Here is a 26,141-nt window from a genome sequence, read left to right as displayed (position 1 = left end):
TGTTCTAGCCCCCGTCGTCTAGCGGCCTAGGACGCCGCCCTCTCACGGCGGTAGCGTGGGTTCGAATCCCATCGGGGGTACAACGCAAGAGGCCCGCACCTGTGAAGGTGCGGGCCTTGTGCGTTTGGCGGGCGGCGCCGCGGCGGATCAGTCCGCGACCGGCGCGGTGGAGCCGGAGAGTGGCATGGCCGGCAAGCCGAGCTTGCGGTGGTCCCACGACCGGGTGCGCGCTGTGACGATGCGCACAGCCACCCGGTTGTTCATCATCGCGTCGACACCGGGCTTCATCTCGTCGGTGTAGGGGCCGGTGTAGCGCTCCCAGACGCTCACCCCGACCCGGAAGAGGGTGTCCGGGTCGTCGAAGAACTCCGCGACCCCCTCGAACGCCGCGCCGCGCAGCGTGTCGTAGGTCTCGCCGTCCTCGAGCAGGAAGGTGACCCGCGGATCGCGGCGCAGGTTGACCGCCTTCTGCGACTTGGCCTTGGTCTCGAGCCAGATCTCGCCGTCGAGTACCGCGTACCACATCGCGGTCAGGTGCGGCTGACCGTCGGGCCCGATGGTGGCCAGCGTTCCGGTCCGGTGGTTGTTGACGAAGTCGGCGACCTCGGCGTCGGTCATGACGATCTGTGCGCGCTGTTTGGTTCCCATCCCAGCAGTGTGGCAGGTGGTCGGCGGACGGGTGCCTACAGCCGGGCAGCGAGCTCGTCGGCCGCGGCGAGCAGGTCGTCGGCCCAGCGCGCCCCGGGGCGCCGTCCCATCCGATCGACCGGACCGGACACCGATATGGCGGCCACCACGGTGCCGCTCCGGTCACGCACCGGCGCCGAGATGCTGGCCACACCGGGCTCGCGTTCGGCGACGCTCTGCGCCCAGCCCCGCCGACGCACCTCGGACAGGGCGCGGCCGGTGAACTTGGCCTCGGGCAGCACTTGCTGTTGAACGGCGGGATCGGCGTAGGCCAGCAGGACCTTTGCTCCCGACCCGGCGGTCATCGGAAGTCTGGTGCCCACGGGAACGGTGTCACGAAGCCCCGCAGGAGGTTCCAGTGCCGCCACGCAGACCCGTTCGGAGCCTTCGCGGCGATACAGCTGGGCGCTCTCGCCGGTGAGCTCGCGCAGCCGCGGCAGCACCGCCGCACCGGCCGCCCGTAGCGGATCGTCGGCTCGGGCCGCCAGCTCGGCGATCGCGGGGCCGACCTGCCAGCGGCCGTCGGCGTCGCGCCCGAGCAGCCGGTGGGTTTCGAGCCCGGCCGCCAGGCGGTGCGCGGTGGCGCGGGGCAGTCCGGTGCGATCGCAAAGTTCGGCCAGCCCGCAGGGGGATTCGGCAACCGTGTGCAATACCGCCAGCGCTTTGTCGAGAACGCCGATGCCGCTATGCTGTCCCATATACAGATACTAGCGTCTCAAAATATGAGACTGTGCAGATTTGGGGATGGCAGCAATGTCCAAGACCGAGCAGCCTCGCACCCTGGCCGAAAAGGTCTGGGCGGACCACGTCGTGGTCTCCGGCGGCGGCACCGAACCCGACCTCATCTACATCGATCTGCATCTCGTGCATGAGGTGACCAGCCCGCAGGCCTTCGAGGGACTGCGGCTGGCGGGCCGGCCGGTGCGGCGCCCGGATCTGACCATCGCCACCGAGGATCACAACGTTCCCACCGTCGACATCGACAAGCCGATCGCCGACCCGGTCTCGCGTACCCAGGTCGAGAAGCTGCGGCACAACTGCGCCGAATTCGGCATTCGGCTGCACCCGATGGGCGATATCGACCAGGGCATCGTGCACATCATCGGGCCGCAACTGGGCCTGACCCAACCGGGCACCACGGTCGTGTGCGGCGACAGCCACACGTCGACCCACGGCGCGTTCGGCGCGCTCGCGATGGGAATCGGCACCTCCGAGGTCGAGCACGTGCTGGCCACCCAGACGTTGCCGCTCAAGCCGTTCAAGACCATGGCGGTCAACGTCGACGGCCGGCTGGCGGAGGGGGTGACCGCCAAGGACGTCATCCTGGCGGTGATCGCCCAGATCGGCACCGGCGGTGGACAGGGCTACGTCATCGAATACCGGGGCAGTGCCATCGAGGCGTTGTCGATGGAAGCCCGGATGACGATCTGCAACATGAGCATTGAAGCCGGTGCCCGGGCGGGCATGGTCGCGCCGGATCAGACCACCTACGACTACCTGCAGGGCCGTCCACACGCACCCACCGGCGCCGACTGGGACGCCGCGGTGGCCTATTGGAGCAGCCTGCGCACCGACCCCGGCGCGCAGTTCGACACCGAGGTCTACCTGGACGCCGACGCGCTCACTCCGTTCGTGACCTGGGGCACCAACCCCGGGCAGGGGGCGCCGCTGGGTTCCGACGTTCCCGACCCCGAGTCGATCGTCGACGAGGCCGAACGGCGGGCCGCGGAGAAGGCGTTGGCCTACATGGACCTTCAGCCGGGCATGCCGCTGCGTGACATCGCCGTCGACACGGTCTTCGTCGGGTCGTGCACCAACGGGCGTATCGAGGATCTGCGGGCGGTGGCCGAGGTACTGCGTGGGCGCAAGGTCGCCGACGGAGTGCGGATGCTGGTGGTGCCCGGATCGATGCGGGTGCGCAATCAGGCCGAAGCCGAAGGGCTATCCGAGGTTTTCATCGCGGCCGGGGCGGAGTGGCGTCAGCCGGGCTGCTCGATGTGCCTGGGCATGAATCCCGACCAGCTCGAACCCGGTCAGCGGTCTGCGTCGACCTCCAACCGCAATTTCGAGGGCAGGCAGGGCAAGGGCGGGCGTACCCATCTGGTCTCCCCGGTCGTCGCCGCGGCCACCGCCGTCCGCGGGACGCTGTCGGCGCCCTCCGACTTGAACTGACCGACACGGTATTTAAAGGAGTCAAGCCATGGAAGCGTTCCACACCCATACCGGAATCGGAGTCCCGCTGCGGCGTTCCAATGTCGACACCGACCAAATCATTCCCGCGGTCTATTTGAAGCGGATCACACGGACCGGATTCGAGGACGGCCTGTTCGCCACCTGGCGTACCGACCCCTCGTTCGTGCTGAATCTCAGCCCGTTCGACCGCGGTTCGGTGCTTGTGGCCGGCCCGGATTTCGGTACCGGATCGTCTCGGGAACATGCGGTGTGGGCGCTGCTCGACTACGGCTTCCGTGTGGTGATCTCCTCTCGGTTCGCCGACATCTTCCGCGGTAACGCGGGTAAGGCCGGCCTGTTGGCGGCTCAGGTGGCTCAAGACGATGTGGAACTGCTGTGGAAAGTCATCGAGCAGAACCCGGGGCTGGAAATCACTGTCAATCTTCAAGATCGGAATATCACCGCCGGAACGGTGGTGGTGGCGTTCACGATTGACGACTACACCGCCTGGCGGCTGGCCGAAGGACTCGACGATATAGGCCTTACGCTGCGGAAACTCGATGAAATCGATTCATTCGAGGCGGCACGGCCGGTGTGGAAGCCGCGCACGCTGCCCGCTACTTAAGGCGGGTTGCCGAGCCGAATTTCGGCGATGTGAACGGTCTTTCCAGCCTCCAAGGGAGGTAACCGGATTGCCGGAATTCGCCGATAATCTCACCTGAAATTGCGCGTGGCTCTTGGATATCACTGGTATCAGGGATTACCGTGTGCTCTAGTCGGCTCAAGTAGGGCCACTGGTCTCGGAGGGATTGGATGAACAAAGCAGAGCTCATCGAGGTGCTCACAAAGGAATTGGACACCGACCGTCGGTCGGCGACCGAAGCCGTCGAGCATTTCGTCAATGCCATTGTGCGTGCGGTCCACAAGGGTGAGAGCGTCACCATCACCGGGTTCGGTGTCTTCGAGCGCCGTCGTCGCGCCGCCCGCGTCGCCCGTAATCCCCGCACCGGTGAAACGGTCAAGGTAAAGCCGACGTCTGTTCCCGCATTCCGCCCGGGCGCCCAGTTCAAGGCGATTGTTTCTGGCGCGCAGCGTGTCCCGTCCGAGGGGCTGGCGGTCAAGCGCGGTGCCGGTGTGAGCGCCACCGCAGCCAAGGCGGCCAAGAAGTCGCCGGCCAAGAAGGCGACCAAGGCGGCCGCCAAGAAGACCGCGGCCAAGGCCACCAAGGCAACCGCGGCCAAGGCTCCGGCGAAGAAGGCCGTCGCCAAGAAGACCGCGGCCAAGGCTCCGGCGAAGAAGGCCGTCGCCAAGAAGACCGCGGCCAAGGCTCCGGTCAAGAAGGCTGTCGCCAAGAAGACCGCGGCCAAGGCTCCGGCGAAGAAGGCCGTGACCAAGGCTCCGGCGAAGAAGGCCGTCGCCAAGAAGGCCGCCACCAAGGCTGTGGCCAAGAAGGCTCCGGCGAAGAAAGCCGTCGCCAAGAAGACCGCGACCAAGGCTCCGGCCCGTAAAGGCCGTAAGTAACAACGCATAGCCGAGCGCCGCGAGGGTCTCCCTCGCGGCGCTCGGTCGTTGCTATCCGGCCGCCGGCTCCGCCAGGGGACTGCCGATATGGTCGGCGGCGATCAGTCGGCCGTCCGCCAGGGAGAGCACCCAGGTGCTGCCCTTGCGATTGCGTGATTTGTCCGGTTTGACGCCGTCGCGCTCACACCACCACGAGATCAGGTCCGGGATGACCTTGCCCTGAGTGCAGATGACCGGGGTGCCGCGCTGGCCGGCGATCTCGATCACCCGGTTGCGGGCCTTCGCCGCATTGTCGGCGTAGAACTCCTCGGTCAGCATCGGCTCGTTGTGAACCGCCACACCGAGTTCGGCGGCCAACGGCTCCACCGTCTGCCGGCACCGGACCCGGTCGGCCGCATGTACGGTCCCGGCCCCGAAAGCCAGCAGCAACTCGGTGAGGGCCTCTGCCTGAGCGCGGCCGCGCTTGTCCAACGGCCGTTGAGTGTCATCGCCGGAGAACCGTGAGCGGCGTCCCGCGGTGCCGTGCCGCACGAGCAGTACGGTCTCGGTGTCCGCGGGTGCTTTGGCGAACCGCCGCAAGACCTTCCGGTCGAACGGATAGACCAGTTCCTTCATCGCGGCAGCCACCGGCAGCCAGACCATGTCGTCGACCTCGTCATTGGGCACGAAGTCGCCGCCCAGGGCTCGGGCGCTCCAGTAGCGGACCTTCTTGATGCCCTGGCGGACCGGGTAGCGCACCGACCCCAGCCGGCGCCCCAGGTGTGCGTATTGGCCGGTCTCTTCCAAGATCTCCCGCACCGCCGTCACCGGTTCGGTCTCGCCCGGGTCGACCTTGCCCTTCGGCAGGGACCAGTCGTCGTAGCGCGGACGGTGGATCAGCGCCACCTCGACGGCGTTGCGCCGCTGCCGCCACAGCACCGCGCCGGCCGCGTGGACGGTCTTCTCCGCCGTCCCGGGTCCCTTCGACTCTGTCATTTCGAGCACCTTGCGCTCCTCCGGGTCTGATCGGTTGCCCGTTCGCGGGGATAGGCCGGGGTGTCAGGGATTGCGGTGCCGCTCCATCAACGATGCCTGGTGATCGCGGACCGTCGCGCCGGCCTGCGGTGAGGCCGTCCATCGGCCGTCCGGTCCGAGTTCCCAACAGCGGGTGGCCGGATCCATCGCGGAGTCGAACACGTCGGCGAGCTGCGCGGTCAGCCGGGGGTTCTTCACCTGCACCATCACCTCGACCCGGCGGTCGAGGTTGCGGTGCATCATGTCGGCGCTACCGATCCAGAATTCGTCGACGGCGCGGCAGTGGATGATGCGGGAGTGCTCCAGGAACCGGCCGAGAATCGAGCGGACATGGATGTTTTCGGAGAATCCCTCGACTCCGGGCCGCAGGGCGCAGATCCCACGCACGAACAATTCGACGCGCACCCCCGCCCGGGAGGCGCGATAGAGCGCGTCGATCACCTGCTCGTCGACCAAAGAGTTGAGTTTGAGTCGGATGCGGCCGTTGCCGCCGTCACGATGGGCGGCGACTTCGCGTTCGATGCGTTCGATGATCCCGTTCCGGACACTGTGCGGTGCCACCAAAAGGTTGCGGTAGGCCACCTTCCGCGAATAGCCGGTCAGCGAGTTGAACAGATCGGTCAGATCCGCGCCGATGTCCGGGTCGGCGGTCAGCAGTCCCACGTCTTCGTAGAGGCGGGCGGTCTTGGAGTTGTAGTTGCCGGTGCCGATGTGGCAATACCGCCGGATCGTCGACCCTTCCCGGCGCACCACGAGACAGACCTTGCAGTGCGTCTTCAAGCCGATGAGGCCGTAGACCACGTGCACCCCGGCCTGCTCCAGTTTGCGTGCCCACTTGATGTTGGCCTGCTCGTCGAATCGCGCTTTGATCTCGACCAAGGCCACCACCTGCTTGCCGGCCTCGGCAGCATCGATCAGCGCGGTCACGATCGGTGAATCACCGGAGGTGCGGTAGAGGGTCTGCTTGATCGCCAGCACGCCGGGATCGGCGGCCGCCTGCTCGATGAACCGCTGCACGCTGGTGGCAAACGAGTCGTACGGGTGGTGGACCAGCACGTCGCCCTCCCGGAGGGTGGCGAAAATGCTTTTGGGGGTTTCCCGTTCGGCGAAGGCCGGGTGGGTCGCGGGGACAAACGTGCGATCCTTGAGATCGGGCCGGTCCTGGCCGTAGATCTGCCACAGCGAGGACAGGTCGAGCAGTCCGGGCACCTCGATGACGTCACCGGGATTCACATCGAGTTCGCGCAGCAGCAGTTCCAGCATGTGCTCGGTCATGTCGTCGGCGACTTCGAGGCGAACCGGTGAGCCGAACCGTCGCCGGGCCAGCTCCCGCTCCAGCGCCTGCAGCAGGTCTTCGTCCCGGTCCTCTTCGACCTCGAAATCGGCGTTCCGGGTGATGCGGAACGCGTGGTGCTCGACGATCTCCATGCCGGGGAACAGCACCGGCAGGAACGCCGCGATCAACTCCTCCATGGGCAGGAAGCGGACGCCGTTGGCGCTGTCGGGATCGGTGGAATCGAGGACCACGAAGCGGTCGACGTTGTCGGGCACCTTGACGCGCGCGAAATGACTCCCGCCGTCTTCGGGCCGCTTCACCGTCACCGCGAGGTTCAAACTGAGCCCGCTGACGAACGGAAACGGGTGCGCCGGGTCGACGGCCAACGGCGTGAGCACCGGGAACACCTGCTCGTGGAAGTACACCGAGAGTTTGTCGCGTTCGGTCGGCAGCAGGTCGGCCCAGGTGACGACGTGGATGCCTTCGGCGGCGAGTCCCGGGCGCACCGATTCGAGGAACACCCGTGCGTGGCTGGTGGCGATCTGCTGGGTCTGTTCGCCGATCCGTCGCAGTTGTTCACGCGGGGTCAGACCGTCCGCGGAGCGCACCGACAGCCCCATCTCGGCACGCCGCTTGAGGCCGGCGACCCGCACCATGTAGAACTCGTCGAGGTTGGACGCGAAGATCGCCAGGAATTTGGCCCGCTCCAACAGCGGCAGCGAGGTGTCGGCGGACAGTGCCAGCACCCGCGCATTGAAGTCCAGCCAGCTCAGTTCACGGTTGAGATACCGGTCGGGTGGCAACTCATCGGCGTCCGGCAGCGTTGTGGTGGCAGCCGGCGGAGCGGTCGGGGCGGCGGGAGCGGTGTCGCGCGGCTGCCAGTCGGTCTTGTCAGCGGGTGCTTCGGTGAGTTCGCCGGCCTCGATATCGTCCACCGGCAAATCATTACTCATCTCGGGTGTTGCCGCCAATGAACTTCGCATGCGCGAGCGCACGAGTCGTCGCCGCGCCTACCCCGAGCCGGCGCGCCACCACCAGATCCGCGGGTGTGTCGATGTCACAGCGCAGGCCCGGCCAGGCGCCGGTGAGCTCCAGCGCACCCGATTCACGGTGAAGCTTCGATGAATTCCGGCCGAACCGCGGGTTCAACGGGACACCGAAGGCAAACAGGGCCGCGGTGCCCATGCCATGCCGGTCCGCGACGAAACTGCGCTGGTGAGGGCGGGCCGCCGCGATCGCCTCGTCGAGATCGTACGCTTGCAGGGCTGGTAGATCACCTTGCAGCACAACAACATTGGGGACTTTAGCGACGACGGATCCCTCGGCGGCCGCCAAGGCGTTGTTCAGCGGGTCGCGGTGACCGTCCGGTGTCGGATCCTCGAGGACCTCGGCGCCCAGTTCGGCGGCGGCCGCGGCGGCGGACTCGTCGGGCGTGACCACGGTGATGTGCGCCAGTCCCCGAGCGGCCGATGCGGCGGTGATGGTGTCGACCAGCATGGCCAGCACGACAGCCTCCCGAAGAGGCGCTGGAAACGCCGGCGCGAGCCTGGTCTTCGCCACGTTGAGTCGTTTGACCGCGATGATCAGGCCGATACCGGACACGTCGGCCTGTGTTGACTGCACGACAGACATCCTGCCAGCGTCGCCCGCGATCCCCGATAGGGTGATGCCCTTATAAGGGAGGTGACCGCAGATGGTCGGGACCGAGGACACGGTTGCGGTGATGGGGGCCGGCGCGTGGGGCACGGCGCTGGCCAAGGTGTTCGCCGACGCGGGCGGCCAGGTCCGGCTGTGGGCACGCCGGCCCGATGTCGCCGAACAGATCAACCGAACCCGCAGCAATCCCGGCTATCTGCCGGAAATCGTGTTGCCCGACGCCGTGCACGCCACCGATGACCCCGCCGAGGCGCTGGACGGGCTGACCACCGTGGTGCTGGCCGTCCCGGCGCAGACCATGCGCGCCAACCTCCAATCCTGGACGCCCTATCTGGACGACGGGGCCACCCTGGTCAGCGTCGCCAAGGGCATCGAACTGGGCACCCTGATGCGGATGAGCCAGGTGATCACGGCGGTCAGCGGCTTCGATCCCGGACAGGTGGCGGTGGTGTCCGGGCCCAACCTGGCCGCCGAGATCGCCGCCGGTCAGCCGGCGGCGACGGTGGTCGCCTGCACCGACTCCGGGCGCGCGGTGGCGTTGCAGCGGATGTTGCGCACCGCCTACCTGCGGCCCTACACCAACGCCGATGTCATCGGCACCGAGATCGGTGGGGCCTGCAAGAACGTCATCGCCCTGGCATGCGGGATGGCTGCCGGGGTCGGGCTGGGGGAGAACACCGCGGCCGCGATCATCACCCGCGGGCTGGCCGAGATCATCCGGCTGGGCGTGGCGCTGGGCGCCAAGGGCGCCACGCTGGCCGGGCTGGCCGGGGTCGGTGACCTGGTGGCCACCTGCACGTCGTCGCATTCGCGCAACCGCTCGTTCGGCGAGCGGCTCGGCCGGGGTGAGGAGATGCCGCCGGTACCGGGCTCGACGGGGCTGCTGAGCACCGCGGAAGGCCATGTGGTCGAGGGCGTGACGTCGTGCCAGTCGGTGCTCGCGCTGGCGTCGAGCTACGACGTGGAGATGCCGCTGACCGATGCCGTGTACCGGGTCTGTCACGAGGGCCTATCGGTCACCGAGGCCGTGGCACTGCTGCTGGGACGTCGCACCAAACCGGAGTAGGCCGGCGCCGGTTTAGGGGGCGGTCCGGCTTCACCTCTCCTGCGTCGAGGTTCGCCTCCCGCCCGGTACCCTCTGGCGTGTGAATTCCCACCAACGCACCCGGGTCGCCGTCGTCTTCGGGGGCCGCAGCAGCGAGCACGCCATTTCCTGCGTTTCGGCGGGCAGCATCCTGCGCAATCTCGACGCGCAGCGTTTCGAGGTGGTGGCGGTTGGCATCACCCCGCAGGGGGCGTGGGTACTCACCGATGGCGATCCCGAGACCCTGACCATCACCGATCGCCGGCTGCCGGCGGTCCACGCGGGATCGGGTGCCGAACTGGCCCTGGCGGCCGATCCGCAGCGGGCCGGCCAGCTGGTGGCGTTCTCCGCGGCGGGCCCCGCCGAGGTGCTGGAGTCGGTCGACGTGGTCTTTCCGGTGTTGCACGGGCCTTACGGCGAGGACGGCACCATCCAGGGGCTGTTGGAGTTGGCCGGGGTGCCCTATGTGGGGGCCGGCGTGTTGGCCAGCGCGGCCGGCATGGACAAGGAGTTCACCAAGAAGCTACTGGCGGCCGAAGGATTGCCGATCGGTCCGTACGCGGTGTTGCGGGCCGGTCAGCAGACCCTGTCGGTCGAGGACCGGGACCGGTTGGGGCTGCCGCTGTTCGTCAAACCCGCCCGCGGCGGATCGTCGATCGGGGTGAGCCGGGTGACGAACTTCGACGAATTACCCGCCGCGATCGCCGAAGCACGCCGGCACGACCCGAAGGTCATCATCGAAGCGGCGATCGTCGGCCGTGAAATCGAGTGCGGGGTGCTGGAATTCCCGGACGGCACGGTGGCGGCCAGCGAGTTGGGCGAGATCCGGGTAACGGGCGTCGCCGACCGGGACGATTCCTTCTACGACTTCGCCACCAAGTATCTCGACGATGCGGCGGAGCTCGAGGTGCCCGCGGCGGTCGACGACGCGGTGGCCGACGCGGTGCGGCGGCTCGCCATTCGTGCCTTCGCCGCGCTGGACTGCCAGGGGCTGGCGCGGGTGGACTTCTTCCTGACCGAGGACGGCCCGGTGATCAACGAGATCAACACCATGCCGGGATTCACCACCATCTCGATGTATCCCCGGATGTGGTCGGCCAGTGGCGTCGACTACGCGACGCTGCTCGCGACGATGGTCGACACCGCGCTGGCCCGCGGCGTGGGCCTGCGCTGAACCGGCGGGCCGCCGGCTCCCGGCGTGGCTAGGCCGGTGGTCCCGGCCTGATCGCGACGGCGTCGAGGCTGCCGTCGATCAGATCCGACAGCACCTGGATCGGGGTGGGGCCGGACCCCGGCGGCAGCGTCAGCGCCAGATAGACCTTCCGGTCCACCGCGTACCAGGTGGCGCGGTCGCCTTCCCGGACCTCGAACCACCGCACGTGATCGACCATCTGGATCGGCGAACCCACCACGAAATCGGCGGGCCGGTCCAGTCCGCAGCGCAGCACCACCGACCCGCCGTCGTCGCCGGTCCAGGCAGCAGCACCCAGCGGAGCCGGTGCGGCGAGCTCCGCGCGGCGAAAATCACCCAGATGCTCGGGAAGTGCGTCCAGCACCGACCGGCATTCGGGGCCCTCGGCATCGGGTGCGGGCACCGCTGCGAGGCGGACGGGTTCGGCCGGCGTACGGCCCGGCTGGCGCACCGCCGCGACGCCCAGCGCGACGCCCACCGCGACGACGGCGACCACCAGTGCGGCGATCAGCGCCGAGCGGGACGGCCCATCGGCTTCATCGTCGGGATCGATCACGCTCGGCCTACCAATCTGTTCGCACCTACACTCCAGGCTGTGCGCGGTAACGAGCCCACGCTGGGTCAGCTTGGAGAGTTTCCCATGATCGCCCGGCTGGTCGCCGGGCGCCGTCAACCCGCCACCACCCAACTGGGCCCCGGGGACGACGCCGCGGTGGTGCGCTGCGCCGACGGCCGGACCGTCGTCTCCACCGACATGCTGATCGAAGGACGGCATTTCCGGTTGGACTGGTCCACTCCAGAACAGATCGGGCGCAAGGCGATTGCGCAGAACGCCGCCGACGTCGAGGCGATGGGGGCCGGCGCCACCGCATTCGTCGTCGGTTTCGGCGCCCCGGCACACACGCCCGCCGCGGACGCCGCCGCGGTCGCCGACGGAATGTGGGCCGAGGCCGAACGGCTGGGTGCGGGTGTGGTCGGCGGGGATCTGGTTCAGGCCGACCACTGGGTGGTGTCGGTGACGGTGCTCGGTGACCTGGCCGGGCGTGCACCGGTGCTGCGCTCCGGAGCGCGACCCGGAGCGGTGCTCGCGGTGGCCGGTGAGCTGGGCCGCTCGGCAGCCGGGCTGCGGCTCATCGGTGCCGGTGGCAACGGTTTCGCCGAGCTGCGGCAGCGGCACCTGGTCCCGGCGCCGCCCTACGGGCAGGGCGCGGTGGCCGCCGACGCCGGCGCGCAGGCCATGACCGATGTCTCCGACGGGCTGATCGCCGACCTGGGGCATCTGGCCACCGCATCCGAGGTCACCATCGACGTGTCCACGGCCGGCCTGGCGGCGGATCACCGGGCGTTGGTGGCGGCGGCCGCCACCGTCGGCGCGGACCCCTGGGCGTGGGTGCTGGGCGGGGGAGAAGACCATGCGCTGGTGGCGGCCTTTCCCGGCGCGGTGCCCGACGGCTGGCGGATCATCGGGCGGGTGCTCGACGGGCCGGCCCGGGTGTTGGTGGACGGTGCGGCATGGCGCGGGGAGGCCGGCTGGCAGTCGTACGACGGTTAGGGTGACGCGGTGACCGTCCACGCCATCACGAAGGATCCCGCATGACCGCGCGTCCGCTTCCCGAACTCGTCGAAAGCGGTTGGGCCACCGCGTTGGCGCCGGTGACCGACCAGGTGGCCACGCTGGGGCGGTTTCTACGGGACGAGACGTCGGCCGGACGGGGGTATCTGCCCGAGGGAGACAACATCCTGCGGGCCTTCACCTTTCCGTTCGACCGGGTGCGGGTGCTGATCGTCGGTCAGGATCCCTATCCGACGCCCGGGCACGCGGTGGGCCTGAGTTTCTCGGTCGCCCCGCAGGTACGGCCGCTGCCGCGCAGCCTGGAGAACATCTTCACCGAGTACACCGCAGACCTGGGGTATCCCAAACCGTCCAACGGTGACCTGTCGGTGTGGGCGCAGCGCGGCGTCCTGCTGCTCAACAGGGTGCTCACCGTGGCGCCGGGCAGCCCCGCGTCACACCGCGGCAAGGGTTGGGAGGCGGTCACCGAGTGCGCGATTCGGGCATTGGTGGCCCGTCGCAAGCCGATGGTGGCGATCCTGTGGGGCCGCGATGCCCAGACGCTCAAGCCGATGCTGAACGAGCACTGCCTGACCGTCGAGTCGCCGCATCCCTCGCCGCTGTCGGCGTCGCGGGGGTTCTTCGGGTCACGGCCGTTCAGCCGCGCCAACGATCTGCTGGCGCAGTTGGGTGCCGACCCGATCGACTGGCGACTGGAATAGCGCGGTTCGACTCTTCAGCGGGCGTGCGTCGGCCCGGACCCCGCAAGCGGGAGGTACCCAGCACGCCGACCGAACGGGTCGAACGAACCCCGAAGGGTGAGCGGCGTCAGCCGCGGGCGACCTTGCCGGCCTTGATGCACGAGGTGCAGGCGTTCAGGCGCTGCTTGTTGCCACCGGGACGCGCGGCGTGCACGACCTGGATGTTCGGGTCCCACCGACGGTTGGTCCGCCGGTGCGAGTGGGAGACCGACTTGCCAAAGCCGGGGCCCTTTCCGCAGATATCGCACACGGCAGCCATATGTGACACTCCTCAAAACGTTTGCTTGAGGGCCAACGACCTCAGCGGGTGGCCCGACAACCTGATCAGAATACCCGGCAGGCGGTGCAACCGCCAAAACGCCCCGTCCCGGCCCGGCGTACGTGAGCTGTGCCGTCGCCCGAAGTGGTTAGGCTGGCGGCCACCGGAGGTGGCGACAGAAGGGCGGGTGCAGGTGGGCGACTCCGATCGTCGGCTGGATGCGGCCACCTTGCGCGACTGGGCGCACACCGCCGTCGGTGACCTGATCACCCACACCGACGAGATCAACCAGCTCAACGTCTTCCCGGTCGCCGATTCCGACACCGGCACCAACATGTTGTTCACCATGCGTTCGGCACTGGCCGAGGCCAACACCGAGGCCGCCTCCGGGGAGGTGGGGCGGGTCGCGGCCGCACTGTCGTCCGGGGCGCTACACGGGGCGCGCGGCAACTCGGGGGTGATCCTGTCGCAGATCCTGCGCGGATTGGCCGATGTGATGACCGGACCGCAGCGCATCGACGCCGTCGACCCCACCCTGCTCGGGGCCGGTCTACGGCACGGTGTCGACCTGGTGGTCACGTCGATGGGCGGCCGCGAGGTTCCCGGCACCATCGTGTCGGTCCTGCAGGCCGCCGCCGCGGCGGTCGAACGCTCCGCGGCCGACGGGCACGGGTTGGGTTCGGCGCTCATCGCCGCCACCGATGCCGCCGCGGCCGCGCTGGATGCGACCACCGCGCAACTCGACGTGCTAGCCGAGGCGGGTGTGGTCGACGCCGGTGGCCGCGGTCTGCTGGTGCTGCTCGACGCGCTGCGCTCGACGGTCACCGGGCAGGCTCCGGTGCGGCGGGCCTACCCGCCGGCCCAGCGGTCTCGGCTGCCGGAAGCGGGCACCGATTCGCCCGCACCGCAGTTCGAGGTGATGTACCTGCTGGGCGAATGCGAGCCCGACGACACCGAAGTGCTGCGGGAACGGCTCAACCAACTCGGCGAATCGGTGGCGATCGCCACGTCGGGCGTGGTCGGCGGATATTCGGTGCATGTGCACACCGATGACGCCGGTGCCGCCGTCGAGGCCGGCCTGGAGGTCGGGCGGCCGCGGCGTATCCAGATCTCGGCGCTGGCCGGTCCCACCGGCCTGCCCCCGGGCAGTTGGGCGCGCGAGCGCGCCGTGCTGGCCGTCGTCGACGGCGACGGGGCCGGATCCCTGTTCGGCTCCGAGGGCGCCTGCGTGCTGCGGCCCGACCCGCACAGTGCCGAGCCGGTCACCATGGTCACCGCCCAGCAACTGTTGCGGGCGCTGGTGGACACCGGGGCCGCCCAGGTGATGCTGCTGCCGAACGGGTATGTCGCCGCCGAGGAACTGGTGGCCGGCTGCACCGCCGCCATCGGCTGGGGCATCGACGTCGTGCCGGTGCCCACCGGGTCGATGGTGCAGGGCCTGTCCGCTCTGGCGGTGCACGATCCCGGACGCCCGGCCGTCGACGACGGCTACACCATGGCCAGGGCCGCGGGTAGCACCCGGCACGGTTCGGTGCGGGTGGCCACCGAGCACGCGTTGACCTGGGCCGGTTCCTGCCGGCCCGGTGACGGCCTGGGGATCGCGGGTGACGAGGTGCTGATCGTGGCCCGGGATGTCGCCAAGGCGGCCATCGGCCTGATCGACCTGTTGCTGGCGGCCGGCGGTGAACTGGTGACGGTGCTGTTCGGAGCGGGGGTGGACGGACAGGTCGTCGATGTGCTCATCCGGCATGTCCACGACCAGCACCCCGGCACCGAACTGGCCACCTACTTCACCGGGCACCGAGGGGACGCCCTGCTGATCGGGGTCGAATAGCGATGGCCACGTTGCGCGACCGGCTGGACTACGTCCTCGGCTCGGACGCCGCGGTCAAGCTCGACGAGTCCTTCGGTATCCGTACCGTCGACGACCTGCTGCGACACTACCCACGCACCTACGTCGAGGGGGCGACCAAACGCGGCGTCGACGACGCCCAAGCCCTCGAGGGCGAGCACATCACCCTGGTCGACACCATCGCCACGGCCGTCGCCAAACCGATGAAATCGCAGCCCGGCCGCAAACCCAACGTCTACCTGGTGATCACCCTCGGCAGCGGCCAGAAAGCGGTCAGTGCAACCTTCTTCAACGCCCGCGGCCTGCAGTACAAACTCATCCCCGGGACTCGGGTGATGCTGTCCGGGGAAGTCGGCTACTACCGGCGCAAGCTCCAGCTGACCCACCCGGATTTCCTCATCCTGGATGCCCCGGACAAGGACAACTTCGGCAGCGACTCGCTGCGCAACATCGCCGACGCCTCCCAGCGGATCAGCGGGCAGGTGCTGCAATCGGAGTTCGAACGGGCCTGCTATCCGATCTACCCGGCCAGCACCAAAATGCAGAGTTGGGACATCTTCGCCTGTGTCCGCCAGGTTCTCGAGCTGCTGGATCCGGTACCCGAACCGTTGCCGGCGGAACTGCTGGCCGAGCGTGGCCTGATCGGCGAGGACGAGGCACTGCGTGCCATCCACCTGGCCGAGAGCCCCGCGCAGCGGCAGCGGGCCCGGGAACGACTGACCTTCGACGAGGCGCTCGGGCTGCAGTGGGCGCTGGCCGAACGCCGCAACGGTGAACTGTCCCAATCCGGTCCTGCGGCGCCGGTGCGTTCCGACGGACTGTTCGCGGAGATGCTCGCGCGGTTGCCGTTCGAGCTGACCGGGGGGCAGCGTGAGGTGCTCGACGTGCTGCACGCCGAACTGGCCGCAACCCGGCCGATGAACCGGATGTTGCAGGGCGAGGTCGGCTCCGGAAAGACCGTTGTGGCATTGCTGGCGATGCTGCAGATGGTCGACGCCGGCTACCAGTGCGCCCTGCTCGCCCCCACCGAAGTGCTTGCCGCCCAACATGCTCGGTCGATCCGCGACATGCTCGGTCCGCTGGCGCTGGGGGGCCGGCTCGGCGGAACCGACGACGCCACCGCGGTGGCGTTGCTCACCGGTTCGATGTCGGCATCGGCCAAGAAGCAGGTGCGAGCCGAGATCACCAGCGGCACAGCAGGAATCGTGGTCGGTACCCACGCCCTGCTGCAGGACGCCGTGGCGTTCCACAACCTCGGCATGGTCGTCGTCGACGAACAGCACCGGTTCGGCGTGGAACAACGGGATCAGTTGCGTGCCAAAGCCCCCGAGGGGTTGACCCCGCACCTACTGGTGATGACCGCCACGCCCATCCCGCGGACCGTAGCGCTGACCTTCTACGGTGATCTGGAGACGTCCACGCTGCGCGAACTCCCGCGGGGACGCCAGCCGATCAGCTCCACGGTGATCTTCGAGAAGAGCAAACCCGACTGGCTGCGACGGGGTCTGCAGCGCATCCGAGAGGAGGTCGCCGCCGGCCGGCAGGCCTACGTGGTGGCGCCGCGCATCGACGAGAACGACCAACCGGCATCGCCGAAAGATCAAGAGCAGCACAACGTCCAGCCGTCGGCGACGGCGGTGGATCTCTACCGGCGGCTGGGCTCGGGGGCACTGGCCGGATTGCGGCTCGGTCTGATGCACGGCCGGCTGTCCGCCGACGAGAAGGACGCGGTGATGAGCGCCTTCCGGTCGGGGGAGGTGGACGTACTGGTGTGCACCACGGTGATCGAGGTCGGTGTCGACGTCCCGAACGCCACGGTGATGTTGGTGGCCGACGCCGATCGTTTCGGTATCAGCCAGTTGCACCAGCTACGCGGCCGGATCGGCCGCGGTCGACATCCCAGCCTGTGCCTGCTGGTGACCGCCGCCGGAGAACGGTCCAAAGCCGCGAAGCGGCTCAACGCGGTGGCCGGGACGCTGGACGGATTCGTGCTCGCGGACTTGGACCTGCGTGAGCGCGGTGAGGGGGATGTGTTGGGCCGCAATCAATCCGGATGGCGAGGTGGCCTGAAACTACTGTCGCTGGCCGACCACGGCGAGGTGATCGAGGCAGCCAAAGACTGGTGCGACAAGGCCTGGGTGGCCAACCCGGACGATCCCGGGCTGGCGATGCTTGCCGCGCAGTTCACCGATATCGACTACCTGGACAAAGCATGAGCGTGAACCGCAAGACCCTGCTCTGGCTGGCGGTGGCGGCGGTGCTCGCCGTGATCGTCGCCTATCAGACGGTCTCCTCGGTCGGTCATCGCAGCCGTGCGCTGGCCGCCCAGGCCGGGATGCCCACCGTGGTCCCCGGCACCGATGTCCTGGCCGGCATCACGGTGGTTCCGACCCGCACCCACCGCTACGACTACCGGCGGCAGGCGTTCGGCGACGCCTGGGACGACGACAACGACGCGCCGGGCGGCCACAACGGCTGCGACACCCGCAACGACATCCTCAATCGCGATCTCGTCGACATCACCCATGTGTCGACCAAACGCTGTCCCGACGCGGTGGCCACCGGCACCCTGCACGATCCCTACACCAACGCCGTCGTCGCCTTCACCCGCGGCGCCAAGATCGGCGAGGCGGTGCAGATCGACCACATCGTGCCGCTCGCCTACGCATGGGACATGGGCGCCTCGGCCTGGCCGTATCGCCAGCGCCTGCGCTTCGCCAACGATCCGGCCAATCTGCTGGCGGTCGCCGGGCAGGGCAACCAGGACAAGGGCGATGCGGGCCCGGGACAGTGGATGCCGCCGAACACCGCCTTCGCCTGCCAGTACGCCATCGCCTACATCGAGGTGCTTCGCGGCTACGCGTTGCGCGTCGATCAGGCGTCGGCCGACGTGCTACGCGGGGCCGCGGCGACCTGTCCGGCCGGCTAGGCCGACTCAGATACCGGCGTAGGTCAGCGGGTCTTCGCGCACCCGGGTGCCGTCGTTGAGCCCGTTGAGGCCGGCCATGTGCTCGTCGGCCAACTCGAACCCGAACACGTCGAGGTTGGCCGCGATGCGCTCCGGCTGGGCCGAGCGCGGGATCACCACGTTGCCCAGCTGCAGGCTCCACCGGATCAGCACCTGGGCCGGGGTCTTGCCGTACTCCCCGGCGATCGAGGTCACCGTCGGGTGGTCGAGCAGCCGACCCACCGCCAGCGGACTGTACGCCTGGGTGACGATGCCGCGTTCGGCGTTGGCCGCGCGCAGTTCGGCCTGGTTGAGCAGCGGATGCAGCTCGATCTGGTTGACCGACGGCGTCTCGAACGCCAGGTCGATCACGTCGTCGAGGTGCTCGGCGGTGAAGTTGCACACCCCGATCGAGCGGGCCAGGCCCTGCTCACGCAGCTGGATCAGCCCGCCGAAGCTGTCGACGTACATGCCCAGCGAGGGGGCGGGCCAGTGCACCAGGTACAGGTCCACGTAGTCCATGCCGAGCCGCTCCAGGCTGGCCTGGCAGGCCTCGATGGCCGCGGTGAGCCCCTGGTCGGCGTTGGCCAGCTTGGTGGTGACGAACACCTCGTCACGCGGGATGCCCGACGCGGCGATCGCCCGTCCCACCGCGGCCTCGTTGCCGTACACCTTGGCGGTGTCGATCAACCGGCAGCCCAACTCGAGGGCGGTCGCGACCGCCCGCTCGGTCTCGGCCTCTGACAGCTCAGCCACCCCGATGCCCAGAGTCGGCATCGTCCGCTCGTCGTTGAGGGTGATGGTGGGGATCGCAGTGCCCGACGTCATTTCACCTACCTGTGTAATCGAATACTCGTGGATCCGGACCCAATCGGGCGCCGTCGTCGAGCGAGGATATCGCGGACATCTCCGATGCACCGAGTTCGAAGTCGAAGACCTCGAAGTTGCCGACGATGCGCTCCGGGTGCACCGATTTCGGTATCACGATATTACCCAATTGGATATGCCACCTAATCAACACCTGCGCCGGCGTCTTGCCGCAGCGCCGCGCGACCTCGGCGACACTCGGATGTGCCAGCAGCGAACCCTGTCCCAGTGGGGCCCACGCCTCGGTGGCGATCCCCAGGCGGGCGTGCACCGCACGCAGTTCGGCCTGGCTGAACCGGGGGTGCAGTTCGACCTGGTTGACCACCGGCACGATCCCGGTCGAGTCGATGAGGACCTCGAGGTGCTCGGGCGCGAAGTTGCTCACCCCGATCGACCGGATCCGGCCCTGGTCACGCAGGTGGGCCAGCGCCCGGAAGGTCTCGACGAACTTGCCCCGGGCCGGCAGCGGCCAATGGATCAGGTAAAGGTCCAGATAATCCAGGCCGAGGCGGTCCATGCTCGCCTCGAACGCCGTCAGGGTGGAGTCGTAGCCCTGGTCGGCGTTCCACACCTTGGTGACCACATAGACTTCCCGGCGCGGCAGTCCCGACGCCGTGACGGCCCGGCCCACCTCGCGCTCGTTGCCGTACAGCGCAGCGGTGTCGATGTGCCGATAGCCGGCCTCGAGTGCGGTGCCCACCGCCCGTTCGGCGTCGGCGGGCGAAATCTTGTAAACCCCGAAACCGAGGCGAGGGATGGAATTACCGTCGTTGAGCGTGACCGAGCGTAAGTCGTCTTCAGCAGCCATGTCCGGAAGTCTGCCAGGTGGCGCGGGTTCCAGCGCACGGGCGCAGTGGGCCGGCCGACTGCAGAACACCGCCCTGACCGTCGGGATGAAGGCCATGCCGATGCTGCCGATCGGCGTGCAACGACTGCTGACCGGTGGCCGGGGGATAAGCATCGAGGGCAACACCTTGGATCCGACGCTGCGCCTGTCGCTGGCCGGGCAGCAGGCCATGGGCATCGACGGCCTGGTGACCGGCGACGACGCCGTCGCGTCCCGGGCACAACTGCTGCGGCTGATGGCCGGTCTCAGCGGTCCCGACATCCACGTCGAAACCCGCGACCTGACGCTGCCCGGCCCGGCCGGTGACCTCGGTGCCCGGCTCTACCGACCGGCCGGATCGGGCGATTCGGCCCGGCCGGTGCTGGTCTTCTATCACGGTGGGGGATTCGTGGTCGGTGACCTGGAGACCCATGACGCGGTGTGCCGGCTCACCTGCCGCGACGCCGACATCGCGGTGCTGTCGATCGACTACCGGCTGGCGCCCGAGCATCCCGCCCCGGCCGCGCTGGACGACGCCTACGCGGCGTTTCGCTGGGCCTGCGACCACGCCGCCGAACTGGGCGGCATTCCCGGCCGGGTCGCGGTCGGCGGCGACAGTGCGGGCGGCAATCTGGCGGCCGCGGTGGCGCTGCGGGCGCGCGACGACGGCGGCCCGGCGCCGATTCTGCAATGGCTGATCTACCCGGTGACCGACCAGGCCGCCGAGACCCGCTCCCGCACCCTGTTCGCGGACGGCTTCCTGCTGACCAAACACGACATGGACTGGTTCAGCGACCAGTACGTGGGCCGCTCCGAGCTCGAGCCGACCGATCCCCGGGTCTCGCCGCTGCGGGCCGCCGACCTGTCCGAATTGCCCCCCGCGGTGGTCGCGATCGCGGGATTCGACCCACTGCGCGACGAAGGCGAACAGTTCGCCGTGGCGTTGCGGCAGGCCGGCGTCGTCGTCGACCTGCGACGCATGCGGTCGCTGACCCACGGGTTCATCAACCTGTTCCCGCTCGGCGGTGGTTGCGCCACCGCGACCACCGAGTTGATCTCGGCGCTTCGGGCCCATCTCAGCCGCAGCTGAGGCCGGTGACCCACGCCGGTAGTCTGAACCGCAAACGACCCATCGAACACGAGGATCAAGCGACTGTGGCCAGCAAACCCAAACGCCCCGGTTCCTCCGGCTTGAGGGCCGGCGACAACAAACGCAACCTCGCCACGCAGATCGGCCTCGTGGCGATCGTGGTGGTCTTCGCGGTCGGATTGCTGGGCTGGATCGTCTGGAACGGCAAGCACGGCAAGGTGGCCGCCGACGCCGGCGAGGGCATCCGGGTGACGTCGAGCAAGCTGGTCACCAAGGACGGCACCGACGAACCCAAGGCCGTCGTCACGTTCTACGAGGACTTCCTCTGCCCGGCGTGCGGCAACCTGGAGCGCGCGTTCGGGCCGACGGTGTCGCGCCTGATCGACAGCGGGGCGATCGCCGCCGACTACCACATGGTCGCGATCGTCTCCGGCCGCGATGACTACTCGAAGCGGGCCGGTGCGGCGGCCTACTGCGTCGCCGACGAGAGCAACGACGCCTTCCGACGGTTCCACACCGCGCTCTACACCAAGGAACTGCAGCCCGACGAGATGGACCTCAGCTTCCCCGACAACGCACGCCTGATCGAGCTGGCCCGCCAGGCCGGTGCCGGAGGCACCGTTCCGGCCTGCATCAACAGCGGCAAGTACCTCAAGATGGTCGGCGGCATGGTCGCGGCCAGCGGCATCCACGGCACGCCCACCCTGCGCATCAACGGTGAGGACTACACCCCGTCGACTCCGGAGGCCCTGGTGGCGAAGATCCGTGAGATCGTCGGCGACGTTCCGGGGATGGACGCTCCGGCGCAGGGGTCGTGACCGTCGCCGACGAGGCGGTCGCACCGCCGGCCCGGGCGGTGCCGGTATCGGCATCGCGGTCCTGGGCGATCCTGGTCGGCGGACTGATCGGGCTGGGCGCGTCGGTCACGCTGACCGTCGAGAAGATCCAGCTGCTGCTCGACTCCGGGTACGTGCCCTCCTGCAACCTCAACCCGGTGCTGTCCTGCGGGTCGGTGATGGTGACCCCTCAGGCTTCGGTGTTCGGTTTCCCCAACCCGCTGATGGGGATCGTCGCGTTCACCGTCGTGGTCGTCACCGGGGTGCTGGCCGTCGCCGATGTCGCACTGCCGCGGTGGTATTGGGGCGGTCTGGCGATCGGCACCGCGGCCGGGGCGGGCTTCGTGCACTGGCTGATCTTCCAGAGTCTGTACCGGATCGGCGCACTGTGCCCGTACTGCATGGTGGTCTGGGCGGTGACGCTGTGCCTGCTGGTGATCTTCGCAGCACTGGCATTCGAGCCCGCAGATATACACAAGAATTTGCAGCATTTGCACCGCTGGCGGTGGACGTTGGCTGCGTTATGGTTTATTGCGCTATTCCTGTTGATATTCATTCGGTTTCAGGATTACTGGATAACGCTGTTGTAGGGGTGGATGTGATCTCCAAAGTGTTGGTGGCGAACCGCGGGGAGATCGCTGTCCGTGCGTTCCGGGCCGCCTGCGAACTCGGGGTGGGCACCGTCGCCGTCTACCCGTACGAGGACCGAAATTCGCTGCACCGGCTCAAGGCCGACGAGTCTTATCAGATCGGTGACGAAGGCCATCCGGTGCGCGCCTACCTGTCGGTGGACGAGATCGTCGGGACAGCGGTGCGATGCGGGGCCGACGCGGTCTACCCGGGCTACGGCTTCTTGTCCGAGAATCCACAACTGGCGCAGGCGTGCGCGGACGCGGGAATCACCTTCGTAGGCCCCAGCGCGGCCGTGTTGGCCCTGACCGGCAACAAGTCCCGTGCCGTGGCGGCCGCACGCGAGGCCGGACTGCCGGTGCTGTCGTCGTCGGAGCCGTCGGCATCGGTGCCCGAACTGCTCGCCGCGGCGGACCGGATGACCTTCCCGCTGTTCGTCAAGGCCGTCGCCGGCGGCGGCGGGCGGGGAATGCGCCGGGTCGCCGACATCGACGCGCTGGCCGAAGCGATCGAGGCCGCCAGTCGTGAAGCGGATTCGGCGTTCGGCGACCCCACGGTCTACCTCGAGCAGGCCGTGCTCAATCCGCGCCACATCGAGGTGCAGATCCTGGCCGACACCCACGGCAACGTGATCCACCTCTACGAGCGTGACTGCAGCGTGCAGCGTCGCCATCAGAAGGTCGTCGAACTGGCACCGGCGCCCAACCTGGACTCGGCGTTGCGGGCGAAGATCTGCGCCGACGCGGTCGCGTTCGCACGGCACATCGGTTACACCTGCGCCGGCACCGTGGAGTTCCTGCTCGACGAACGCGGCCACCACGTATTCATCGAGATGAACCCGCGTATCCAGGTGGAGCACACCGTCACCGAGGAGATCACCGACGTCGACCTGGTGTCGTCGCAGTTGCGGATCGCGGCCGGGGAATCGCTGGCGGATCTGGGCCTGTCCCAGGACTCGATCGAGGTGCACGGTGCCGCGCTGCAGTGCCGGATCACCACCGAGGACCCGGCCAACGGATTCCGGCCCGACACCGGCAAGATCACCGCATACCGCAGCCCCGGCGGGGCCGGGATCCGGCTCGACGGCGGCACCAACCTGGGGGCGGAGATCAGTGCCCATTTCGACTCGATGCTGGTCAAGCTGACCTGCCGGGGCCGGGATTTCCCCACCGCGGTCAATCGCGCGCGCCGCGCCATCGCGGAGTTCCGGATCCGCGGGGTGGCCACCAACATCTCGTTCCTGCAGGCCGTGCTCGACGACCCGGATTTCTCCGCCGGCCGCATCACCACGTCGTTCATCGACGAGCGTCCGCAGCTGCTGACCGCACGTTCCTCGGCCGACCGGGGCACCAAGATCTTGAACTACCTGGCCGACATCACCGTCAACAGCCCGCACGGCACCCGGCCGACCACGGTGTACCCGCGGGACAAGCTGCCCGAGGTGGACTTCTCGGTCCCGCCACCGGCCGGATCCAAGCAGCGCCTGACCGAACTCGGTCCGGAGGGTTTTGCCCGCTGGCTGCGGGAATCGCCGGGCCTGCGAATCACCGACACCACCTTCCGTGACGCCCACCAGTCCCTGCTGGCCACCCGGGTGCGTACCAGCGGCCTGGTGAAGGTGGCGCCGTATGTGGCCCACACCATGCCGGAACTGCTGTCGGTGGAATGCTGGGGCGGGGCGACTTACGATGTGGCACTGCGGTTTTTGAAGGAAGATCCCTGGGAGCGGCTGGCCGCGCTGCGCGAAGCGCTGCCGAACATCTGCCTGCAGATGCTGCTGCGGGGTCGCAACACCGTCGGCTACACCCCCTATCCGGAGTCGGTCACCTCGGCGTTCGTGGAAGAGGCCGCGGCAACCGGCATCGACATCTTCCGGATCTTCGACGCGCTCAACAACGTCGACTCGATGCTGCCCGCCATCGACGCGGTCCGCGAAACCGGTGGCGCGGTAGCCGAAGTCGCCATGTGTTACACCGGGAATCTGACCAGCCCGGCGGAGAACCTCTACACCCTGGACTACTATCTGCGGCTCGCCGAGCAGATCGTGGACGCCGGCGCGCATGTGCTGGCCATCAAGGACATGGCCGGGCTGCTGCGGCCGGCGGCGGCCACCACGTTGGTGAGCGCGCTGCGTAGCCGCTTCGACCTGCCGATCCACGTGCACACCCACGACACCGCCGGCGGACAGTTGGCCAGCTACGCGGCGGCCTGGCAGGCCGGGGCGGATGCCGTCGACGGCGCCGCCGCACCCCTGGCCGGCACCACCAGCCAGCCGGCCCTGAGCTCGATCATCGCGGCGGCCGCCCAGACCGATTACGACACCGGGATATCACTGGATGCCGTCGGCGACCTGGAACCCTACTGGGAGGCGTTGCGAAAGGTGTACGCGCCGTTCGAATCCGGGCTCGCCGCGCCGACCGGGCGGGTGTATCACCATGAGATTCCCGGTGGGCAACTGTCCAACCTGCACCAGCAGGCCAAGGCGCTCGGTCTGGCCGACCGGTTCGAGGACGTCGAGGCCAACTATGCCGACGCGGATGCCGTCCTGGGCCGGCTGATCAAGGTCACACCGAGTTCGAAGGTGGTCGGGGATCTGGCACTGGCGCTGGTCGGTGCGGGGGTCAGCGCGCAGGAGTTCGCCGCCGACCCGTCCCGTGTCGACATCCCGGATTCGGTGATCGGTTTCCTGCGCGGCGAACTGGGTGACCCGGCCGGTGGTTGGCCGGAGCCGCTGCGCACCAAGGCGTTGGCCGGCCGCGGGTCGGCTCGCGAGATGCAGCAGCTGTCGGCCGACGACGAGGCCGTGCTGGCACGGCCCGGACCGGAACGTCGGGCCCGCTTGAACCATCTCTTGTTCCCCGGCCCGACAAAGGAATTCGAAATCCATCGCGAGCTCTACGGTGACCTCTCTCGACTGTCGGCCAACCAGTTCTTCTACGGTCTGCGCCAAGGCGAGGAACACCGCGTCAGGCTCGAGCGCGGAGTCGAACTGCTCATCGGCCTGCAGGCCATCTCGGAGCCGGACGAGCGCGGCGTGCGCACCGTGATGTGCATCATCAACGGTCAGTTGCGTCCGGTGGAGGTGCGCGACCGCAGCATCGCCAGCGACGTACCGGTGGCCGAGAAGGCCGACCGCACCAAGCCCGGTCACGTCGCCGCGCCGTTCGCCGGCGTGGTCACCGTCGGGGTGGCCGAGGGCGATCGGGTGACCGCCGGGCAGACCGTCGCCACCATCGAGGCGATGAAGATGGAGGCCGCCATCACCGCACCGACCGACGGCACGGTGGCCCGGGTGGCCGTCGCCGCCACCGCGCAGGTCGAGGGCGGCGACCTGCTGGTGGTGTTGAACTGACTCGCATCGTCTCGGGGCTGGCCGGTGGCCGGCGGATCGCGGTGCCGCCGCGCGGAACCCGGCCGACCACCGACCGGGTACGGGAGGCACTGTTCAACGTGCTGGAGGCCCGCCTGGACCTGGACGGGATGGCGGTGCTGGACCTCTACGCCGGGTCGGGTGCACTGGGCCTGGAGGCGCTGTCGCGGGGTGCGGCGACGGCGGTGTTCGTCGAATCCGACCGCCGCGCCGCAGATGTGCTGGCCGCCAACATCGCCGCGCTGGGCCTGCCCGGCGCGACGCTGCGCCGCGGCACCGTGGCCGCGGTGCTGACCGGCGGCGCCACGGCGCCGGCAGATCTGGTGCTGGCCGACCCGCCATACGACGTCGGCCCCGCCGACATCGATGCGCTGCCGGGACTGTTGACCGCCGGTGGCTGGGCGCAGCAGGGCACCGTCGTGATGATCGAACGGGCCGCGTCCAGCCCGCAGGTGAGCTGGCCGACGGGCTGGGAGGTCTGGCCGTCGCGGCGCTACGGCGACACCCGGTTGGAGCTGGCGGAGCTGGCGTAGCCCGACTGCTAGCGTC

The 26,141-nt window shown here is 68.7% G+C and carries 24 protein-coding genes and 1 tRNA gene; 16 read left to right on the top strand and 9 right to left on the bottom strand.

Translation table 11 applies throughout. The features are described from left to right. Positions 1 to 7: 7 nt before the first annotated feature. Positions 8 to 80: transfer RNA gene (locus RCP38_RS12560), tRNA-Glu, on the top strand. Positions 81 to 147: 67 nt separating this feature from the next. Here the strand turns inward: RCP38_RS12560 and RCP38_RS12555 are convergent. Then, the gene (locus tag RCP38_RS12555; protein ID WP_308473280.1) at positions 148 to 648 is read right to left on the bottom strand and encodes a PPOX class F420-dependent oxidoreductase; all 501 of its coding nucleotides are present in this window, start codon (positions 646 to 648) and stop codon (positions 148 to 150) included. 35 nt (positions 649 to 683) lie between these two features. Continuing rightward, the gene (locus RCP38_RS12550) at positions 684 to 1,385 is read right to left on the bottom strand and encodes an IclR family transcriptional regulator (RefSeq protein WP_308473279.1); all 702 of its coding nucleotides are present in this window, start codon (positions 1,383 to 1,385) and stop codon (positions 684 to 686) included. 55 nt (positions 1,386 to 1,440) lie between these two features. Here RCP38_RS12550 and leuC point away from each other — a divergent pair, with 55 nt between their 5' ends. From leuC to RCP38_RS12535, 3 genes are all read left to right on the top strand, one after another. Then, complete coding sequence (gene leuC / locus RCP38_RS12545) at positions 1,441 to 2,859, top strand: 3-isopropylmalate dehydratase large subunit (protein WP_308473278.1); 1,419 nt, start codon at positions 1,441 to 1,443, stop codon at positions 2,857 to 2,859. Between the two features lie 28 nt (positions 2,860 to 2,887). Beyond that, a complete protein-coding gene (leuD, locus tag RCP38_RS12540) occupies positions 2,888 to 3,484 on the top strand; it encodes a 3-isopropylmalate dehydratase small subunit (protein ID WP_308473277.1) in 597 nt (198 codons plus the stop codon). Between the two features lie 188 nt (positions 3,485 to 3,672). Beyond that, positions 3,673 to 4,380, top strand: coding sequence for an HU family DNA-binding protein (locus RCP38_RS12535; protein WP_308473276.1), 708 nt, complete (start codon positions 3,673 to 3,675; stop codon positions 4,378 to 4,380). 51 nt (positions 4,381 to 4,431) lie between these two features. Here the strand turns inward: RCP38_RS12535 and mutT1 are convergent, their stop codons facing one another. The 3 genes from mutT1 to cofC all read right to left on the bottom strand — a co-directional run bounded on the left by mutT1 (position 4,432) and on the right by cofC (position 8,302). Continuing rightward, the gene (gene mutT1, locus RCP38_RS12530) at positions 4,432 to 5,355 is read right to left on the bottom strand and encodes an 8-oxo-(d)GTP phosphatase MutT1 (protein WP_308473275.1); all 924 of its coding nucleotides are present in this window, start codon (positions 5,353 to 5,355) and stop codon (positions 4,432 to 4,434) included. A 63-nt stretch (positions 5,356 to 5,418) separates the two neighbouring features. After that, the gene (locus RCP38_RS12525) at positions 5,419 to 7,623 is read right to left on the bottom strand and encodes an RNA degradosome polyphosphate kinase (RefSeq protein ID WP_308473274.1); all 2,205 of its coding nucleotides are present in this window, start codon (positions 7,621 to 7,623) and stop codon (positions 5,419 to 5,421) included. After that, positions 7,616 to 8,302, bottom strand: a complete 687-nt coding sequence (cofC, locus tag RCP38_RS12520) for a 2-phospho-L-lactate guanylyltransferase (RefSeq protein WP_373692351.1) — start codon at positions 8,300 to 8,302, stop codon at positions 7,616 to 7,618. The genes RCP38_RS12525 and cofC overlap by 8 nt, the downstream gene beginning before the upstream one ends. A 61-nt stretch (positions 8,303 to 8,363) precedes the next feature. Here cofC and RCP38_RS12515 point away from each other — a divergent pair, with 61 nt between their 5' ends. Together RCP38_RS12515 and RCP38_RS12510 are read left to right on the top strand one after the other, a co-directional pair. Further along, on the top strand, positions 8,364 to 9,392 hold the full coding sequence (locus tag RCP38_RS12515) for an NAD(P)H-dependent glycerol-3-phosphate dehydrogenase (RefSeq protein ID WP_308473273.1): 1,029 nt from the start codon (positions 8,364 to 8,366) through the stop codon (positions 9,390 to 9,392). A 79-nt stretch (positions 9,393 to 9,471) separates the two neighbouring features. Next, entirely contained in the window at positions 9,472 to 10,584 is a 1,113-nt protein-coding gene (locus RCP38_RS12510; RefSeq protein ID WP_308473272.1) for a D-alanine--D-alanine ligase family protein, read from the top strand. Positions 10,585 to 10,612: 28 nt separating this feature from the next. Here the strand turns inward: RCP38_RS12510 and RCP38_RS12505 are convergent, their stop codons facing one another. After that, the gene (locus RCP38_RS12505; protein WP_308477250.1) at positions 10,613 to 11,155 is read right to left on the bottom strand and encodes a DUF3515 domain-containing protein; all 543 of its coding nucleotides are present in this window, start codon (positions 11,153 to 11,155) and stop codon (positions 10,613 to 10,615) included. A 42-nt stretch (positions 11,156 to 11,197) separates the two neighbouring features. Here RCP38_RS12505 and RCP38_RS12500 point away from each other — a divergent pair, with 42 nt between their 5' ends. Next, positions 11,198 to 12,154, top strand: a complete 957-nt coding sequence (locus tag RCP38_RS12500) for a thiamine-phosphate kinase (RefSeq protein WP_308473271.1) — start codon at positions 11,198 to 11,200, stop codon at positions 12,152 to 12,154. Positions 12,155 to 12,195: 41 nt separating this feature from the next. Next, positions 12,196 to 12,876 (top strand): uracil-DNA glycosylase, encoded by a 681-nt coding sequence (locus RCP38_RS12495; RefSeq protein ID WP_308473270.1) that lies wholly within the window; start codon positions 12,196 to 12,198, stop codon positions 12,874 to 12,876. Positions 12,877 to 12,982: 106 nt separating this feature from the next. Here the strand turns inward: RCP38_RS12495 and rpmB are convergent, their stop codons facing one another. After that, entirely contained in the window at positions 12,983 to 13,174 is a 192-nt protein-coding gene (rpmB, locus tag RCP38_RS12490) for a 50S ribosomal protein L28 (protein WP_308473269.1), read from the bottom strand. A 193-nt stretch (positions 13,175 to 13,367) separates the two neighbouring features. Between rpmB and RCP38_RS12485 the strand changes: the two genes are divergently transcribed. Genes RCP38_RS12485 through RCP38_RS12475 form a run of 3 tightly spaced genes read left to right on the top strand, consistent with a single transcriptional unit; the run spans position 13,368 to position 17,955 of the window. Then, positions 13,368 to 15,008, top strand: a complete 1,641-nt coding sequence (locus RCP38_RS12485; protein WP_308473268.1) for a DAK2 domain-containing protein — start codon at positions 13,368 to 13,370, stop codon at positions 15,006 to 15,008. Between the two features lie 2 nt (positions 15,009 to 15,010). Further along, positions 15,011 to 17,242, top strand: a complete 2,232-nt coding sequence (recG, locus tag RCP38_RS12480) for an ATP-dependent DNA helicase RecG (RefSeq protein ID WP_308473267.1) — start codon at positions 15,011 to 15,013, stop codon at positions 17,240 to 17,242. Further along, complete coding sequence (locus tag RCP38_RS12475; RefSeq protein ID WP_308473266.1) at positions 17,239 to 17,955, top strand: HNH endonuclease family protein; 717 nt, start codon at positions 17,239 to 17,241, stop codon at positions 17,953 to 17,955. Before recG ends, RCP38_RS12475 begins: the two co-directional genes overlap by 4 nt. Positions 17,956 to 17,961: 6 nt before the next feature. Here the strand turns inward: RCP38_RS12475 and RCP38_RS12470 are convergent, their stop codons facing one another. Both RCP38_RS12470 and RCP38_RS12465 read right to left on the bottom strand, forming a co-directional pair. After that, positions 17,962 to 18,801, bottom strand: a complete 840-nt coding sequence (locus RCP38_RS12470) for an aldo/keto reductase (RefSeq protein WP_308473265.1) — start codon at positions 18,799 to 18,801, stop codon at positions 17,962 to 17,964. A gap of 1 nt (position 18,802) precedes the next feature. Continuing rightward, positions 18,803 to 19,648 carry an aldo/keto reductase gene (locus RCP38_RS12465; RefSeq protein ID WP_308473264.1) on the bottom strand — a complete coding sequence of 282 codons (846 nt, stop codon included), beginning with the start codon at positions 19,646 to 19,648 and terminating at the stop codon, positions 18,803 to 18,805. Here RCP38_RS12465 and RCP38_RS12460 point away from each other — a divergent pair. The 5 genes from RCP38_RS12460 (at position 19,647) to rsmD (ending at position 26,125) form a co-directional block, all read left to right on the top strand. Continuing rightward, the gene (locus RCP38_RS12460; RefSeq protein WP_373692350.1) at positions 19,647 to 20,756 is read left to right on the top strand and encodes an alpha/beta hydrolase; all 1,110 of its coding nucleotides are present in this window, start codon (positions 19,647 to 19,649) and stop codon (positions 20,754 to 20,756) included. The two genes, RCP38_RS12465 and RCP38_RS12460, sit on opposite strands and share 2 nt — an antisense overlap. 65 nt (positions 20,757 to 20,821) lie before the next feature. Next, positions 20,822 to 21,574 (top strand): DsbA family protein, encoded by a 753-nt coding sequence (locus tag RCP38_RS12455; RefSeq protein WP_373692349.1) that lies wholly within the window; start codon positions 20,822 to 20,824, stop codon positions 21,572 to 21,574. Further along, positions 21,571 to 22,182, top strand: a complete 612-nt coding sequence (locus tag RCP38_RS12450) for a vitamin K epoxide reductase family protein (protein WP_373692348.1) — start codon at positions 21,571 to 21,573, stop codon at positions 22,180 to 22,182. Before RCP38_RS12455 ends, RCP38_RS12450 begins: the two co-directional genes overlap by 4 nt. Before the next feature lie 8 nt (positions 22,183 to 22,190). After that, positions 22,191 to 25,574 (top strand): pyruvate carboxylase, encoded by a 3,384-nt coding sequence (locus RCP38_RS12445; RefSeq protein ID WP_308473263.1) that lies wholly within the window; start codon positions 22,191 to 22,193, stop codon positions 25,572 to 25,574. Further along, positions 25,571 to 26,125, top strand: a complete 555-nt coding sequence (gene rsmD, locus RCP38_RS12440) for a 16S rRNA (guanine(966)-N(2))-methyltransferase RsmD (protein WP_308477242.1) — start codon at positions 25,571 to 25,573, stop codon at positions 26,123 to 26,125. The genes RCP38_RS12445 and rsmD overlap by 4 nt, the downstream gene beginning before the upstream one ends. The last annotated feature ends 16 nt before the right edge of the window (positions 26,126 to 26,141 follow it).

Source organism: Mycolicibacter sp. MU0083, from assembly GCF_963378075.1.
In the GTDB taxonomy this organism is placed as follows: Bacteria; Actinomycetota; Actinomycetes; order Mycobacteriales; family Mycobacteriaceae; genus Mycobacterium; species Mycobacterium kokjensenii.
The sequence above is the reverse complement of the archived record's forward strand: the minus strand, read 5'-3'. Positions and strand labels throughout refer to the sequence as shown.